16 protein-coding genes and 1 pseudogene are annotated in these 16,178 nt (G+C 56.9%); 6 read left to right on the top strand and 11 right to left on the bottom strand.

What is annotated here, in order from left to right; all coding sequences use genetic code 11:
* Positions 1–10 precede the first annotated feature (10 nt).
* From SO058_RS08915 to SO058_RS08905, 3 genes are all read left to right on the top strand, one after another.
* Complete coding sequence (locus SO058_RS08915; RefSeq protein ID WP_320842646.1) at positions 11–1,165, top strand: sodium ion-translocating decarboxylase subunit beta; 1,155 nt, start codon at positions 11–13, stop codon at positions 1,163–1,165.
* 128 nt (positions 1,166–1,293) lie between these two features.
* Positions 1,294–1,869 carry a TetR/AcrR family transcriptional regulator gene (locus tag SO058_RS08910; protein WP_320842645.1) on the top strand — a complete coding sequence of 192 codons (576 nt, stop codon included), beginning with the start codon at positions 1,294–1,296 and terminating at the stop codon, positions 1,867–1,869.
* A gap of 151 nt (positions 1,870–2,020) precedes the next feature.
* Positions 2,021–2,290: a sporulation transcriptional regulator SpoIIID gene (locus SO058_RS08905; RefSeq protein WP_320842644.1), complete on the top strand. Its 270-nt coding sequence runs from the start codon at positions 2,021–2,023 to the stop codon at positions 2,288–2,290.
* A gap of 65 nt (positions 2,291–2,355) precedes the next feature.
* Here the strand turns inward: SO058_RS08905 and SO058_RS08900 are convergent, their stop codons facing one another.
* On the bottom strand, positions 2,356–2,598 hold the full coding sequence (locus SO058_RS08900) for an AbrB/MazE/SpoVT family DNA-binding domain-containing protein (protein WP_320842643.1): 243 nt from the start codon (positions 2,596–2,598) through the stop codon (positions 2,356–2,358).
* A gap of 91 nt (positions 2,599–2,689) precedes the next feature.
* On the opposite strand from SO058_RS08900, the gene SO058_RS08895 reads away from it, so the two are divergent.
* Positions 2,690–3,274: a nucleoside recognition domain-containing protein gene (locus SO058_RS08895; protein WP_320842642.1), complete on the top strand. Its 585-nt coding sequence runs from the start codon at positions 2,690–2,692 to the stop codon at positions 3,272–3,274.
* A gap of 133 nt (positions 3,275–3,407) precedes the next feature.
* Positions 3,408–3,926, top strand: a complete 519-nt coding sequence (locus SO058_RS08890) for a nucleoside recognition domain-containing protein (protein WP_320842641.1) — start codon at positions 3,408–3,410, stop codon at positions 3,924–3,926.
* 150 nt (positions 3,927–4,076) lie between these two features.
* On the opposite strand, the gene SO058_RS08885 is transcribed toward SO058_RS08890, so the two are convergent.
* The 10 genes and pseudogenes from SO058_RS08885 to SO058_RS08840 form a co-directional block, all read right to left on the bottom strand.
* Positions 4,077–4,958, bottom strand: a complete 882-nt coding sequence (locus tag SO058_RS08885; protein ID WP_320842640.1) for a 3-hydroxyacyl-CoA dehydrogenase family protein — start codon at positions 4,956–4,958, stop codon at positions 4,077–4,079.
* Between the two features lie 70 nt (positions 4,959–5,028).
* Positions 5,029–5,844: an enoyl-CoA hydratase-related protein gene (locus tag SO058_RS08880; RefSeq protein WP_320842639.1), complete on the bottom strand. Its 816-nt coding sequence runs from the start codon at positions 5,842–5,844 to the stop codon at positions 5,029–5,031.
* Between the two features lie 42 nt (positions 5,845–5,886).
* Entirely contained in the window at positions 5,887–7,077 is a 1,191-nt protein-coding gene (locus SO058_RS08875) for an acetyl-CoA C-acetyltransferase (protein WP_320842638.1), read from the bottom strand.
* Between the two features lie 197 nt (positions 7,078–7,274).
* The gene (locus tag SO058_RS08870; protein WP_320842637.1) at positions 7,275–8,837 is read right to left on the bottom strand and encodes an acyl CoA:acetate/3-ketoacid CoA transferase; all 1,563 of its coding nucleotides are present in this window, start codon (positions 8,835–8,837) and stop codon (positions 7,275–7,277) included.
* A 5-nt stretch (positions 8,838–8,842) separates the two neighbouring features.
* Complete coding sequence (locus SO058_RS08865; protein ID WP_320842636.1) at positions 8,843–9,127, bottom strand: hypothetical protein; 285 nt, start codon at positions 9,125–9,127, stop codon at positions 8,843–8,845.
* 87 nt (positions 9,128–9,214) lie between these two features.
* Complete coding sequence (locus SO058_RS08860; protein WP_442872240.1) at positions 9,215–10,660, bottom strand: 4-hydroxyphenylacetate 3-hydroxylase family protein; 1,446 nt, start codon at positions 10,658–10,660, stop codon at positions 9,215–9,217.
* A 99-nt stretch (positions 10,661–10,759) separates the two neighbouring features.
* Positions 10,760–11,941: a 4-hydroxybutyrate dehydrogenase gene (locus SO058_RS08855; RefSeq protein WP_320842635.1), complete on the bottom strand. Its 1,182-nt coding sequence runs from the start codon at positions 11,939–11,941 to the stop codon at positions 10,760–10,762.
* 282 nt (positions 11,942–12,223) lie between these two features.
* Positions 12,224–12,973, bottom strand: a pseudogene (locus tag SO058_RS08850) (amino acid ABC transporter ATP-binding protein); the annotation flags it as partial.
* A 52-nt stretch (positions 12,974–13,025) separates the two neighbouring features.
* On the bottom strand, positions 13,026–13,688 hold the full coding sequence (locus SO058_RS08845; RefSeq protein ID WP_320842633.1) for an amino acid ABC transporter permease: 663 nt from the start codon (positions 13,686–13,688) through the stop codon (positions 13,026–13,028).
* A gap of 77 nt (positions 13,689–13,765) precedes the next feature.
* The gene (locus SO058_RS08840) at positions 13,766–14,608 is read right to left on the bottom strand and encodes a transporter substrate-binding domain-containing protein (protein ID WP_320842632.1); all 843 of its coding nucleotides are present in this window, start codon (positions 14,606–14,608) and stop codon (positions 13,766–13,768) included.
* 151 nt (positions 14,609–14,759) lie between these two features.
* On the opposite strand from SO058_RS08840, the gene SO058_RS08835 reads away from it, so the two are divergent.
* A complete protein-coding gene (locus SO058_RS08835) occupies positions 14,760–16,103 on the top strand; it encodes a butyryl-CoA:acetate CoA-transferase (protein WP_320842631.1) in 1,344 nt (447 codons plus the stop codon).
* The last annotated feature ends 75 nt before the right edge of the window (positions 16,104–16,178 follow it).

Raw genomic sequence — 16,178 nt, 5'->3', positions numbered from 1 at the left:
GGCGTGAGAGATGGCTGAATTTTCTTTCACCGGCGTGCTGCAAAAGATCCTGACCGAATCGGGTTTTGCGGCCATGCTGGCCGATCCCAAACCGCTTATCATGATTTTGATTGCGTGCGTGCTGCTCTATCTCGGCATCGGCAAAAAGTTTGAGCCGCTGCTGCTCGTGCCGATCGCATTTGGCATCCTGCTTTCTAACTTCCCGTTGACAGGCCTGCTCAATGCGCCGACCGACACGGCCAGCCCCGGTATGCTGTGGGTCTTCTATCAAGGCGTGCAGCATGCGATTTACCCTTCGATTATTTTCTTGGGCATCGGCGCGATGACCGATTTTGGGCCGCTGATCGCCCGGCCGTCGTCCATGCTGCTCGGCGCGGCCGCGCAGTTCGGTATCTTCACGGCGTTCCTGCTCGCGCTCGCGCTGGGGTTTGACCCGTCGGCTGCGGCTGCGATCGGCGTGATCGGTGGTGCGGACGGTCCGACCGCGATTCTGACTGCTTCCAAGCTGGCGGCACGGTATCTGCCGGCAATTGCAATTGCGGCCTACTCCTATATGGCGCTGATCCCCATGATACAGCCGCCGCTGATGCGCATGATGACGACCAAAAAGGAACGCGAAATCAAAATGGTGCAGCTTCGCCCGGTATCCAAGGCGGAGAAAATTGTCTTTCCGATCGCTGTCGCGATCATCGTGATTGGCCTGATCCCGGAGACCGCGCCGCTGATTGGTATGCTGATGCTGGGCAACTTGTTCCGCGAGTGCGGCGTGGTTGACCGTTTGTCGGACACCGCGCAGAATGCGCTGGTCAACATCGTGACCATCTTCTTAGGGCTTTCGGTCGGCTGCAAGGCCGTTGCGGAGACGTTCCTGACCTGGGAGACCATCAAGATCATTGTGCTCGGCCTGCTGGCGTTCATGCTGTCTACATTGGGCGGCCTGCTGTTTGGCAAGATCATGTGCAAGCTGTCCGGCGGCAAGATCAATCCGCTTATCGGCTCCGCAGGCGTGTCGGCTGTTCCAATGGCCGCGCGCGTCGCGCAGGTGGAGGGCCAAAAAGCCAATCCGGCCAACTTCCTGCTCATGCACGCCATGGGCCCGAACGTGGCGGGCGTCATCGGTTCTGCGGTTGCCGCAGGCTTTATGATTAAAGTGTTTGGCGGCTGATCCTTATAAAAAAGCAGTGTCCTGGCGTTTTTCGCCGGGACACTTTTTTTGTTTCTGAATATACGGTCAATTGACAAAATATGAAAAAATGATATAATATATGCAGAAATGAATGGGTGGTCTTTATTATGCAGGTATTAAAGGACGAGCTGCGCCATCGGATTATGGTAGAAGCGCAGCATTTGTTTTTGCAGCGGGGGTACGACCGGACGTCGCTTCAAATGATTGCGGACAAGGTCAACATCAGCAAAAGCAACTTGTATCATTATTTTAAAAGCAAGGAAGACCTGTTTTATGAGCTGACGGACAGTGCAGCGGAGGGGCTGAAAAAGCTGCTTATGCGCTTCCGGGATAAACGGTTTGACCCGCGCACGGGCGCGCGGGAATACCAGGTGCTGTTGACCGAGGAGGTAACCTCGCTCCTGCTCAACGAGAAATACGGCCTGCTGCTCATCATGGAGCAAGCGTCTGGCACGCGCTATGAAGGGCTGCGCGCCAGCCTCATTGAAATCTTTGCAGCAAAGACTGCGCCGCTTATCGCGGATGAGGACAACCGGGATCTCCTTTCGCGCATCATGGCACAGAACTTGATCCACGGTGTTATCCAGATTATGAAAAGCCGGATGCGGCCGCGCGAGGTGCGGCAGAGCATCACGCTGCTGGTACAATATCATACGGACGGCATCAACGCGCTGATCGGGTGACCGAGCAGCGCGCTCTTTTTTTATATTAGGGAATATACCGTCATTTTTTGTCGATTGGTTGCAGAAAATACGGGATACACCACGGTCTACCGCTCTTTCACCCTGCATAGATTGTTAGTAACGACAGTGCGAAATGGCAGGGGGGACGACGGTGAAAGGCTTACCCGAGGAGCGGGCGGTGCAGCTCGCACAGTATATGATCGACCATGAGGCAACCGTGCGGCAGACTGCGGCGCGGTTTGGCATTTCCAAATCCACCGTACATAAGGACATCACAACACGGCTGCAAAAGCTCAACCGTGAGCTGTATGACCAGGTGCAGGGCGTGCTGCGGAAAAATAAGAAAGAGCGCCATATTCGGGGCGGCATGGCAACGCGCGAAAAATACCGTACAAAGGCTGCCGCGGGCACGCGGCGGTAAGGGGAAAAACACAGCGGCCGCCCTTCCCGGTTTGGGAAGAGCGGCCGCTATGCGGATGTAAAACATTATAGGCTGCGCATTTCCTGAATGCAGTTTTTGCATATGTTTTTGTTCTTGTAATGCACAACGTCCTTGGCGTTTCCACAGAAAACGCAGGCGGGTTCGTATTTTTTTAGCAGGATCTGGTTACCGTCGACATAGATTTCCAGCGCGTCCTTTACCTCAATATCCAATGTACGGCGCAGTTCGATAGGCAGCACGATGCGTCCGAGTTCGTCAACCTTTCTTACAATACCAGTAGATTTCATTAGAAATACACTCCTTCATCTCCGATTCATTCTTCGTTTCTATCTATCAGCAAATCCCACTGGGGATTTGTGAGCAAAAGGGGGAAAAGCTATGCTATCCGTGGTTTGGGTCTGCTTTTTGGTACTCGCGCTGGTATGCGGCGCGGTGACCGGCCGGATGGACGCGGTAACGGCGGCTGTCAGCACCGGCGCATCTGAGGCAGTGACGCTGGCGATCAGCATTGCCGGCCTGATGTGCTTCTGGAGCGGCATGATGGAACTAATCAGTGCGTCCGGCCTAGCGGAAAAGCTGGCACGGCTGTTGCAGCCCGTGCTTCGGCCATTGTTTGGTGAAGCCTCACATGACCGAGAGGCCATGGAAGCGGTGAGCGCCAATGTAACGGCCAATCTGCTGGGCTTGTCCAACGCGGCAACGCCGCTTGGCCTGAAAGCCGTCGATCGGCTGTACACGCTTGCGGGGAGGCACGGTTCGCCAGATACCGTGCTCACGCTCATCACCCTCAACACCGCTTCGATCCAGATCATCCCGTCGACGGTTGCCGCGGTGCGGGGGGCATGCGGCGCCGCAGCGCCGTTCGACATTATGCCGGCCGTCTGGGTCGCCTCGATCACTTCGGTGGCGGTCGTGCTTCTCAGCGGCAGGCTCCTGCGTCCATTCTTTCCCGCGGAAAAATAACGGGAAATGCCGGACCGGATTACAATTTGTATTATTGCATATGGAAAGCGAGAAATTTGTCGAAATGTAAGAGTTTTACAAAAAAATCCGAAAATTTCTAATTTGCCCTTGCGGCATAAGGAGGAACCGCCCAATGCATATGCTGCAGAGCGCGTTGGTACCAGCTATGCTGGCAGCCATAGGAATATACGCACTGTACAAAGGCGTCGATGTATTCCCGGTTTTTTTGCGCGGTGCGAAAAATGGGTTAAAAACAGCGGTCGGAATTTTACCGACCATGGTCGGGATGCTGACCGTGGTTTATATGCTGCGTGCTTCCGGGGCGATCGATCTGGCTGCTGCTGCGCTGGCTCCCGTGCTCAGCCTGTTTGGCATTCCGCAGGAGTGTGCGGCGCTGACGCTGCTAAAGCCGATCAGCGGGGGAGGTGGTTTGGCACTGGGGAGCGAGATCATGCAGCGCTGCGGACCGGACAGTTATGCGGGACGGGTGGCGGCGGTCATGCTGGGGTCGTCTGAGACCAGCTTATACACCATCAGCGTATACAGCGGCTCGCTGGGGTTATCCAAAATGCGCTACATGGTAGCCGCGGCCTTGTGCGCCGATCTAACTGCGTTTGCTGTGTCGGCGGCTATGGTGCGGCTGTTTTTTTAAGTACAATTCGTATTATATCGCGTTTCTTCGACAAAATCCATACTTTTACAAAACTTTGTTGAAAATTCCAAAGCACTTGGAAACATATTGTGCAAATAACAGTAGAAAAAGGGGCTGTGTTGTAACACAGCCCCTTTTTTGGGAGATAAATTATTCTTTTTCCTTAATGATTTCCTTGCCGAACGGACCGTCGTAGTCAAAAAAGCCCTTGCCGGTCTTGACGCCCAGCCAGCCTGCGCGCACCATCTTGCGAAGCAGCGGATGCGGGCGGTATTTGGTGTCGCCGGTCTCGTGATACAAGTTTTCCATGATCGCGAGGTTGACATCGTGGCCGACCAAGTCGGCAGTATGTAACGGACCGGTCTTCATGCTGGTACCGTTCTGCATGGCGATATCGATATCAGAGGGGGAGGCGATGCCGTCCGCATAGATGCCGATGGCCTCGTTCATCATCGGAATCAGCATACGGTTGACAACGAATCCGGGACCCTCGTTAACCGCGACGGCGGTCTTGCCCAGCGAAACCATTAGGTCATAAGCGAACTGGAATGTTTCATTCGAGGTCTGGATGGCACAAACGACTTCGACCAGCTTCATGATCTGGGCAGGGTTGAAGAAGTGGCAGCCAATAAACTTGTCGGCGCGGTGCGGAACGCACGCGGCCATCTCAGTGATGGACAGGCCGGAGGTATTGGAAGCGAAGATCGTGTTGGGCGGGCAGATGCCGTCGAGCTCCTGCAGCAGGTCCTTTTTCAGATCCATGCGCTCGAGGATGACTTCCATGACGAACTCGGCGTCCTTGGCGTCCTTGCGGTCGATCGAGGAGGACAGGCGGGACATACGCTCAGCCTTATCCGCTTCGGTCAGCTTGCCCTTGGAGACCAGGAACGACAGGTCGCCGTCGATGATGGAAACGCCGCGGTCCAGGAAGTCCTGCTTGATGTCAAAGAGCTTTACGTCGTGGCCGCCATTGAGGAAGACTTCCGCGATACGCGCGCCCATGTTGCCCGCGCCGAATACACATACTTTCATGTTAATAAAACCTCTCTTCTCACAGTTCGCTGATGAATAACTCTACTCACTCTCCGGATGCTGGGATGGCTTACTTGTTTTTGAATTCCTTGGCCGGCTTGTCACGGTTCTTGTCGAGGAACCAAGCCATGCCGTATTTCTGGTCTTCGGTCGCAAAGCACTGGCCGAATACGTTGCCCTCGAACTTCAGGGCGGAGTTGAGATCGGTCTGCATGCCGACGTTGACCGCTTCCTTGACGAGCGACACCGCGATCGGCGCCTGCGCGGCGATCTCTTCGGCCAGCTTGAGCGCTTCATCCATCAGCTGGTCGAGCGGATAGACGTAGTTGACTAAGCCCATGTCGAGCGCGTCCTGTGCGGAATAGTTGCCGCGCGCGGTGTACAGCATCTCCTTAGCCTTGCCAAGGCCGACGATGCGCGCCAGACGCTGCGTGCCGCCGCAGCCCGGGGTGATACCCAGGCCGACTTCGGGCTGGCCGAACACGGCGTTGTCGGACGCGAGGCGGATGTCGCACGCCATGGCGAGCTCGCAGCCGCCGCCCAGGCAGAAGCCATTGATCGCGGCGATGACCGGACGCTTGAAGTTCTCGATCATCCAGCAGACGCGGTTGGAATCGTTGCCGAAGAACTTGCCTTCCTCGACCGTCATGGTCGACATCTGCGCGATGTCGGCGCCCGCGACGAACGAATTGACCGTCTTGCCCTTTTTGTTGACGGTGGACGATCCGGTCAGCACGACACAGTACGCGTCGTCCATCTTGGCGACCTCGTTAAAGGCCTCCTCAAGCTGCGCGTACATATCGGTGGACAGTGCGTTCATCGCCTGCATGTGCTCGATCTTGACAATGGCTACATGGCCCTTCTTTTCAACTACTACATCAGTCATTTCAAAGACTTCCCTTCAAAAGTTGTCGGTATAAAAATAGGATTACTTGCAGAGCTCGTCGCGTTCAACGATGATCGCTTCGCCCATGCCGCCGCCGATGCACATGGTGGCGAGGCCGATGGTCAGGTCGCGCTTGATCATTTCGTGGATCAGCGTGGTCGTGATGCGGCAGCCCGCGGCGCCGATCGGATGGCCGAGCGCAATCGCGCCGCCGTTGACGTTAACCTTTTCCATATCAAAGCCAAGCTCACGGTTGACAGCCGCCGCCTGCGCGGCAAACGCTTCGTTGGACTCGATCAGGTCGAGGTCGGCAACGGTCAAACCGCCGCGCTTCAGCGCCTGGCGGGTGGACTCGATCGGGCCGATGCCCATGATAGACGGGTCGCAGCCGACAGAGCCGAACGAACGGACCTTGGCGAGGGGCTTAAGGCCGTGCGCCTTGACAAAATCCTCGCTCGCGATGATCATGGCCGCGCCGGCGTCGTTGATACCCGAGGCGTTGCCCGCGGTGACCGTGCCGCCGTCCTTCTTGAAAGCGGGGCGCAGCTTGGCGAGGCCTTCCAGCGTGGTCTGCGGACGGCAGTGCTCGTCGGTGTCGAAAACGACCTCGGTCTTCTTCTGCTTGACCGTAATCGGTACGATCTCATCCTTAAAGCGGCCGGAGGCAATCGCCTTGGCAGCCTTCATCTGCGAATCATAGCCGATCTGGTCCTGCATCTCGCGGGTAATGCCGTATTTCTCAGCGACATTTTCCGCGGTGATGCCCATGTGGTACTGGTTGAACACATCAAACACGCCGTCATACACCATCATGTCGACAAACTTAACGTCGTTCATGCGGGCGCCCCAGCGCATGTTGCGGGAGATGTACGGTGCGCCGGACATGCTTTCGCAGCCGCCGACCAGCATCATCTGGTTCTCACCCGAACGGATGACCTGCGAGCCCAGCGAGATCGCGCGCATCGAGGAAGCGCAGACCTTGTTGAGGGTCATTGCGGGGGTCGTGATGGGCAGGCCGGCCTTTACGAGCACCTGGCGCGCAACGTTCTGGCCTACGCCGCCTTGCAGCACCTGGCCGAAGATGACCTCGTCGATCGCGGCCTTGTCAACGCCTGCGCGCTCGATCGCGGCGACAGCGGCGGCAGTGCCGAGGTCGGAGGAGTGAACGTCGCGGAGGGCGCCGCCGTATGTGCCGATCGCGGTACGGGCAGCAGAGCAGATGTAAACATTCATTTGGCTGTGTCTCCTTTTCGTCTTCTCTCATTTGAAAGCCGGGAAACCCGGCAGGGTGAACTTGCCATTTCGTTAATATTTTATCAAACTGTGCGGGAAATGCAAGGGGTTTCAAAAAAGTTTGTTAAATAATAAACAAATTACTCAACATCTGCACAGCACAGAGGCAAAACAAAACCGAAAAGCAACCGTTTGACTTATTCGTCCGCCAGACCCATCAGCTCGTCGCGGAAGATGCGGGCATCCATCAGCTTGAGGTCGTCCGCGATCTGCGGCTTGAACTCCATCTGGTCGAGGATCTGGGTCTGCAGGTCGATGCCGGGGGCGATCTCGATCAGCGTCACGCCTTCGGGGCGCAGCTCGAATACGCAGCGCTCGGTAATGTACAGCACGGGCTGGCCGACCTTGTTGGCGTAGACGCCCGAGAAGGTGATATGTTCGACTTCCTTGACAAATTTCTTCTTTTCGCCTTCCTGCAGGATCTTAATCTGCCCGTCAGCCACCTCGACCTTCAGGCCCTTGGCGGTGAAAGTGCCGCAGTAGCAGACCTTCTTGGCATTCTGGGTGATATCGACAAAGCCGCCCGAGCCGGCAAGGCGGGTGCCAAACTTGGAAACGTTCAGGTCGCCGTTGGGCGCGGTCTCGGCAAGGCCGAGGAATGCGATATCCAGGCCGCCGCCCTGGTAAAAGTCGAACTGCACGTTGTGCTCTAGGATTGCCTCCGCGTTGGCGGATGCGCCAAACTGCGGGCCTGCCAGGGGGATGCCGCCGATCGGGCCGGCCTCGACGGTCAGGGTCATTTTGTCCGCAATGCCTTCCTCCGCGGCTACGTTGGCGATTTGCTCGGGCATACCGGTGCCCAGGTTGACGATCGCGTCGTTGGGCAGCTCCATGGCAGCGCGGCGGGCGACGACCTTGCGTTGGTTGAGCGGGATGGACGGGATCGCGTCGAGCGGAATGGTGTATTCGCCCGCGGCCGCGCCGTCATACGGCACGCCGATGCACTGCATATTGTCCTCTTCGGTGCCGACGACAACAGCGTCTACATAGATGCCGGGAATCTTGACCAGCTTGGGGTCAAGTGAGCCAGCCGCGACAATTTTTTCGACTTGTACGATGACTTTGCCGCCCGAGTTTTTACACGCCTGCGCCATAGCGGTCACGTCCAGCGGGCCGACCTCGCGGTGCACGGTGCAGTTGCCGCGCTCGTCGCAGTAGGAGGCGCGCAGGAAGACGACGTTGATGGGGAAGCCCTTGTAAAGCAGACGCTCCTCGCCCTCGATGTTCACGATTTTGACCAGGTCTTCTTTGGTCACGTCGTTGAGCTTGCCGCCGCCGTTGCGCGGGTCGGCGAAGGTATAGAGGCCGACATGGGTGATCGTGCCGATGTTGTGCGCCGCAATATCGCGGTACATGTGGGTAATGACGCCCTGGGGCAGATTGTATGCCTCGATCTTGTTTTCCAGCGCAAGCTTGCCCAGCCCGGGCGCACGGTCCCAGTGGCCGCCGACCACGCGTTTGACCATGCCTTCGTGCGCAAAATGGTCACCGCCAGAGCCGGGCGTACCGCGGAAGCCTTGGCCCGCAGCGTAAAACAGGGTCAGGTTTTTCGGATGCCCGGTCTCGACAAAGCGCTTTTCCAGCGCCTTGGACAGGGTCTCCGGGCAGGCGCACGATACAAAGCCGCCGGTGGCGATGGTGTCGCCGTCCTGGACCCGGAGCGCGGCCTCCTCCGCGGTGATAATGTTTACTTTCTTCATGATGATCATCCTCCTCTTTTGTCAGACGAAATCTGCTTTATCTGTTGTATGACCGTCGGCATCTGTCCGGCCTCGTCAATCACCATGCGGTGATCGGCGTTTATCTCCTCATAGAGGTAGGGGCAGCCGGTGCAGCCCCGCACGATCAGCAGTACGTCGTAATGCGCGTCCGGCTCGGGATATCCGAACTGGGCATCGCCGGATAGGGAGGCGCGCACGGTCTCATACACCGCCCCGCGGTCGTACCGCGGATTGCAGCCGCCGCAAAATTTTACTGTGCAGCGCAGCATAGCGCCGATATCCCCCTTTTTTCGTCATATCGCAAACATAGGCACTCACAGAGGGTGCTCCATGAGTGCCTATGATGATGCTCAAGATTACTTGATGCGAGCGATCTTCTTGGCCAGATCCTTTTTCATTTCCATATTGGACTGACGGGCAATCATGATGCGCTGTGCCTGCGGAGAGCCCGCGCCGTGCATGGACTCGGGCAGGTAGCCGACGGCGGCGGTGCCCATCGTCAGGTTCTCGATCAGACGGAGCACGCGCATGCGGTCCTCGGTCGGAACCGAAGCCACACCCTTGAGGTATTTCTCGATGTAGGGCTGGAGCTTGGGATTGCGGTAGTCCGCCTCGGAGGGCTGGGTTACCATCAGGCCGCCCGCCAGATCCTGCGCGAGGCGCGCGATCTCATACGGGAAGCGGGTGACGTTCTGCTTGCAGACGTTCGCCAGCAGCAGGTCGATCAAATAGTTGCCCGCCTTGGTTTTGCTGCCCTGCGACGAGCACGCGATGCCGCAGCAGTACAGCGTTTCATTCAGGTGGGTCATCTCGATCAGCTTATCCTTGACGTGGCTCGCCTTGGCCGAGCCCGCCATGTCGCCCGCGAGCGCGGTCGCGCCGATGAGCACGTCGCCCACGCCGACCTTACAGCCGCCGTAGGACTGGCGATGGTAGCCCGCGAAGCGCTCAACGATCATGCCGGCAAACTTGACTTCGCCGTTTAAGAAGATGCGGTCGTTCGGAACGAAGACGCGGTCGAAAATGACCAGCACTTCGTGGCCGCCGTACATCTTGTTGCCCACGTCGATGTCGTTATATTCTTCGGTCTTGCGCGTGTCGCACGACTGGCGGCCGTAGATCAGCGTGATGCCGTCGGCGTCGGTCGGGACAGCGAACGAAATCGCGTAGTCCTCGTCGCCCTCGCGCATCGAGATGGTCGGCATAACCAGCACTTCGTGCGAGTTGACAAAGCCTGTCTGGTGCGCCTTGGCGCCGGTGACGTAAACGCCGTCCGCCGTGCGCTCGACCACGTGCACGAACAGGTCGGGGTCGGCCTGCTGCGAGGGGGCCAGGCTGCGGTCGCCCTTGACGTCGGTCATTGCGCCGTCGACAGCGAGATCCTCGTCCTGCACGCGGGTGAGGAAGTTGAGGAAGTTCTTGTGGTAGGAGGTGCCGCAGGCCTCGTCGATCTCATAGGTCGAGGAGAACACGGCGTTCATCGCGTCCATACCCACGCAGCGCTGGAAGCACGCGGCCGTCTTCTGGCCGAGCAGGCGCTGCATCTTGACCTTTTTGATCAGGTCGTCAGTAGACTGGTGCATATGGGTGAAGCGGTTGATCTGCTTGCCCGAGATGTGGCTTTTAGCAGTCATCAGATCCTGATACTGCGGATCCTCCGCCAGCTCATAGGTAGCGGCAAAGGAGTTCAGCGACGGGCGGATGATCGGATGATCGACCGGGTTCTCCACTTTTTCACCGAACATATAAAGGTTCAGCTTGAGTCCCCGGAGCGATTCGATATATTGGTCTTTGGTCATCATAATGATCAAATATCCTTTCTCTTTTAGGCTTGGGAATTTGAAAAAGAGCGGGGAACGCGGGGTTCCCCGCCCTTTCTGTCAGGCGTATCGAATGTCAGATTAGAAGCACTCGCGGTAAACGCGCTCCATAAGCTCCTTGGTCATCGGAACATAGGAGTTGGTGATCAGGCGCTGCTGGTTGATCATAACGGATTCCGGGAAGCCGGTGATATCCTCTTCCTTGAAGCCGTACTCATGCAGCGGCTTGAGCGGCAGAACCTTCTCGAGCAGCGCGTTGAGGGTGGCAATGGCGTCCTCGGGCTTGCCGCCGAGGATGCTGGCGACCAGCTTCTTGAAGTTCATCAGCTCGCCATCGGGCTTGATTTCGTCGTAGATCTCAAGGATCTTGCCGAACAGGGCGTAGTTGGATTCGCCGTGCGGTACATGGTAGGTGCCGCCGAGCGGGAACGACATGCCGTGCACGGTCGCGCAGCCTGCCTTCAGGAACGCGACGCCGGCATACAGCGAAGCGGTAACGTACTCGTCGAGGTAGTCCAGACGGGCGTCAGGGCCCTTCTCGCCGATCATGACGAAGCCCTTGAGGATCATCTCCATGGCCTTGACCGAGAACAGCTCGCTCGTCATGGTCTTGCGCGAGGGAGACAGGTAGGACTCGGTGGCGTGGATGAGCGCGTCGATCGCGGAAGAAGCGAACGGCTTGTAGGGCAGGGTCTTGAGCAGGTCGGGAATCAGGCAGACCTTGTTCGGGATGATATCATCCGAAACCAGACCGAGCTTGGTCTCGCCGCCGGTCAGCTGGCCGTCCTTTTCGTCCTTGACGATGGCGACCGAAATGTTGGTCACTTCGGAACCCGTGCCGCAGGTGGTCGGGATCGCGATGACTTCCTTCTCATGCTCTACCGGGAAACGCTTGAAGTACAGATTATGTACCGTATCGGGACGCTTGCAGCCGAGCAGCTTGCAAAGGTCCATGATCGCGCCGCCGCCGATGGCGATAACGCGATCGTAGGAGTCGTACGGGATGGTCTCGTACATGGTCTCGATCATAGCCTCGGAGGGCTCGCCAACACCGAACTTCTCCTGGAATACAAACTGGCAGGCCAGATTGTACTGCTCCATGAAGGGCTTGTAGATGAACTCATTGGTCAGAACCACGTCGCGCTCGCCGAGGGAAAACTCCTGAGCAAACTCGCCGAAGTTCGCAAACTTGTAGATGGTGGGGGCAATAATGATCTCTCTCTTGTCCTTCATCAGGGAGGCGCTGAAAGAATCCATAGCCATAATTGAACATCTCCGTTTCTAAAATTTTTATAAAAGGCCCTGCGGCTTTTTATTCCTGTTACAAGGCGGGATTGCCTGTGCCTCTATTGTAGCAAACGCACGCCACAACTTCAACACAAACGCACAAAAAATTCACCAAAATTTAACCACCGTTTGCTGTATAAAAAGACGAGATAAACAACCTGTCCGGGTGCTGCGTGACTATTTTATCGTATTTTATTCGATTTGTAAACGGGGATTTGGGCAAATTCGCTGAAAAGTTTTTAGGAAGATTTCCGTTCTTTAGCTGTTTTGTGAAAAACGGTGCAGAAATGCCTTTGTCCGCTCATTTTGGGTATGTCCAAAAATCTCTTCGGGCCGGCCCTCCTCGACGACCACGCCCCCATCCATAAACACAACATGGTCGGCCACATCGCGCGCAAAATCCATTTCATGGGTGACGATGATCATTGTGGTATGCTTGTCAGCCAGTTCACGGATCACGCGCAGCACCTCGCCCGTCAGCTCGGGGTCGAGCGCTGAGGTGGGCTCGTCAAAGCAGAGGATATCAGGGTTCAAGGCGAGAGCGCGGGCAATGGCGACGCGCTGCTGCTGACCGCCGGACAACTGGTGCGGGTAGTGTTCGGCACGGTCGGACAGGCTCATCTGCGCGAGCAGATCACGGGCGTTTTGCTCAATTTCGGAAAAAATTTCCTTTTTATTCTGCTGGAAATCCGGGCGTTCTTTTGCGAGCAGCTGGCCAGCCAGCATGACGTTTTGCAGCGCCGTATACTGCGGAAACAGGTTAAACGACTGGAACACCATGCCGAAATGCAGGCGCTTCTTGCGGATCTGCGCGTCGGTATAAGAGATCTGGTCGGCCGCGTCAAACAGCGTTTCGCCGTCCACGCGGATGCGCCCGCCGTCGGGTGTTTCCAAAAAATTGAGGCAGCGCAGCAGGGTGGTCTTGCCGGAACCAGAAGAACCGATGATGGCAAGTGCCTGTCCTCGTTCGAGCGAAAAGCTGATGTCGCTCAAAACTTTGGTCTGCCCAAAGCTTTTATTAATGTGCTGTACTTCCAAAATAGGCATGCTTTTCCCTCCTTTACACGCGGAAATAATCGAGTTTCTTTTCCAGCCAGCCGAACAGCAGCGTCAGTATGCCGCAGAAGACCAGGAAAAAGACCGCGGTGGAAAACAACGGCCAAATCAGGCCCTTGTTGATGAACTCCTTACTCATCATGATAATTTCTTTGCTCGCGATGATGTTGGCGAGCGCGGTATCCTTAATGAGCGTCATAAATTCGTTGCCCATCGGCGGGATGACCCGCTTAACGACCTGCAGCAGCGTTACTTTAAAGAAGATCTGCGGCTTAGTCATGCCGAGCACCTGCCCGGCCTCATACTGCCCGCGCGGGATGGATTGGATGCCGCCGCGCAGAATCTCGGAAAAATAGCACGCGTAGTTAATAACAAACGCTACGCACGCGGCGACCACGCGGCCCGTGTTACCGAGTTCGCGCCAGGGCTGCCCCCACTGGAGCAGGCCTGGGCCATAATAGATAAAAATGATCTGTAGCATCAGCGGCGTACCGCGGATGATCCACACAAAGGTCTTGATCAGCCAGGCGAGCGGTTTGAACCTGCTCATCGCGCCGAACGCGATCAGCAGGCCGAAAGGCAGCGCACAGAGCAGCGTCACAAAGAAAATTGTGCAGTTGATACCAAAACTTTCAAGAAGTTTGGATAAAATGACGGAACTGGACATACCGGTTCATACTCCTCCAAACAAAGCCAAGCGGGGCAGCAAAAAAATGCTGTCCCGTTTGGAAAATTTAATTTTGTTTATGCAAGCGTCAGGCCGTATTTCTCCGCAAGCGCGGGGAGCGTGCCGTCTTCCTTAAGCTCGGCCATGATCTTGTTGACTTCGGTGCACAGGTCGCTGTCCTTGCGGAACGCGATACCGTACTCTTCCTTATGGAAGATGCCGCATACGGTCAGGTCGGCAAAGTCGGTGCCCTCGCCCAGCATGGTGTCCGCCATGGTCTGGTCGAAGATGGCGGCGTCTGCCGTGCCCGATTTGACCTCGAGCAGCGCGTCGGTCTGCTTGGTCACGGTGACGATGTTCGCGTTTTTCAGGTGCTCATCCTCTTCCGCAACGCTCTGCGCGGCCGAGCCGGCCTCGACGACAACCGTCTTTCCCTCGAGATTGGCGTAATCCGCATATGTATCCTTGTTCTCCGCCTTGGTGATGACCACCTGCGTGTTCTGCGCGTAAGGGTCGGAGATGGCGAACGCGGCCTTGAGGTCGTCGGTAATGGTCATGCCGTTCCAGATGCAGTCGATATTGCCGCTTTCCAGCTCGACGTTCTTGGTGTCCCAGACGATTTCGATAAAGTCTGCTTCCACGCCAAGCTTTTCGCTTACAGCTTTGGCAAACTCGGTGTCAAAGCCGGTCAGCTCGCCGGTGGCCTCATCCGTGAAGTTGATCGGGGGATATTCCGTATAGCCGATCTTGATTTTGCCCGCGTCCTTGATGGCTTGTAGTTCGCTGACAGCGGCCGTGTCATCCGGCTTGCCAGCGTCCGGTGCACCGGCGGCATCCTCTTTGCCGGCGCCGCAGCCTGCCAGCAGGGAAGCGCACATCGCGCCCGCCAACAGCAGGGACAGATACTTTTTGGTCTTCATACATTTCCTCCTAGATTTCCATGCTAAAGTCATTTACCATTGTACCACTTTATTCGAGAAAATCAAGAGTTTTATTTGGTTGACCTCGTTAGGCAAACAGAGTATAATGGACACATGATTGTTAAATAAAAAACAATAGGAGGTCATGGCAATGGATTATACAGCGCTTTATCAGAAGAAGCTGACTTCGGCGGACGAGGCGGTCAGGGCGGTCAAATCAGGCGATTGGGTGGATTACGGCTGGTGCACGGGCACGCCGGTCGCGCTGGACGCGGCGCTGGCGGGGCGCCTGCCGGAACTGCACGATGTTCATTTCCGCGGCGGCATTTTAATGTGGGTTCCGGAGATCTATAAAATTGACGACCCCGCCGCACATATGACCTGGAATTCGTGGCACATGTCAGGCGTGGAGCGCAAGGCCTGCACGGCGGGCTTCGGCTATTACGGCGCGCTGCGCTATTCCGAGCTGCCGCGCTATTACCGCGAGCATATCGGCCATTTGGACGTGGCGATGTTCCAAGTAGCGCCGATGGACGAGCACGGCTTTTTCAGCTTTGGCCCCAACGCCTCGCACATGAAAGCGGTTTGCGACGTGGCGGACGTGGTCATTGTCGAGGTAAACCGCAACATGCCGCGCTGCCTGGGCGGCATGGAGGAAGCTGTCCATATTTCGGAGGTGAGCATGATCGTCGAGGGCAATAACCCGCCGATCGCCGAAATGGGCGCGGGCGGCGCGCCGACCGACGTTGACCGCGCGGTGGCAAAGCTGATCGTGGAGGAAATCCCGAACGGCGCGTGCCTGCAGCTTGGCATCGGCGGCATGCCCAATACGGTCGGTTCGATGATCGCCGAGTCCGATTTAAAGGATCTGGGCGTACATACGGAAATGTATGTCGACGCATTTGTGGACATTGCGCGCGCGGGTAAGATCACCGGACTGCAAAAGACGATTGACAAGGGCAGGGAAGTGTTCGCGTTCGGCGCGGGCACAAAGAAGCTCTACGACTATGTGGACAATAACCCGGCGGTCATGGCTGCGCCCGTGTCTTATACGAACGACGCGCGCACGATCGCGCAGATCGACAATTTCATCTCCATCAATAACGCGGTCGATATTGACCTGTTCGGGCAGGTGAACGCCGAGACCGCGGGCGTTAAGCAGATCTCGGGCGCGGGCGGCCAGCTCGATTTTGTCCTCGGCGCGTATCTTTCCAAGGGCGGCAAGAGCTTCATCTGCTGCTCGTCGACGTTTCAGCAGAAAGACGGCACGCTCGCCAGCCGTATCCGTCCAACGCTTCAAGACGGCTCTGTCGTGACGGACGCACGGCCCAATGTGCACTGGTTCGTCACCGAGTACGGCAAGGTGTGCCTCAAGGGTCTGTCCTCGTGGCAGCGCGCGGAGGCGCTCATTTCGGTCGCACACCCGGACTTCCGCGAAAGCCTGATCGCGGACGCGGAAAAGATGCATATTTGGAAACGGTCGAACAAGCGATAAAAGAAAAAGCTCCCCAAATGGGGAGCTTTTTTGTCGGGTGTCCGGCACGGAGGAGATACGCGGCCTGCGCACCGC

The organism is Agathobaculum sp. (assembly GCF_034098985.1).
Taxonomy (GTDB): domain Bacteria; phylum Bacillota; class Clostridia; order Oscillospirales; family Butyricicoccaceae; genus Agathobaculum.
Note: the sequence above shows the minus strand (reverse complement) of the source record. Positions and strands in the feature narration are given on the sequence as shown.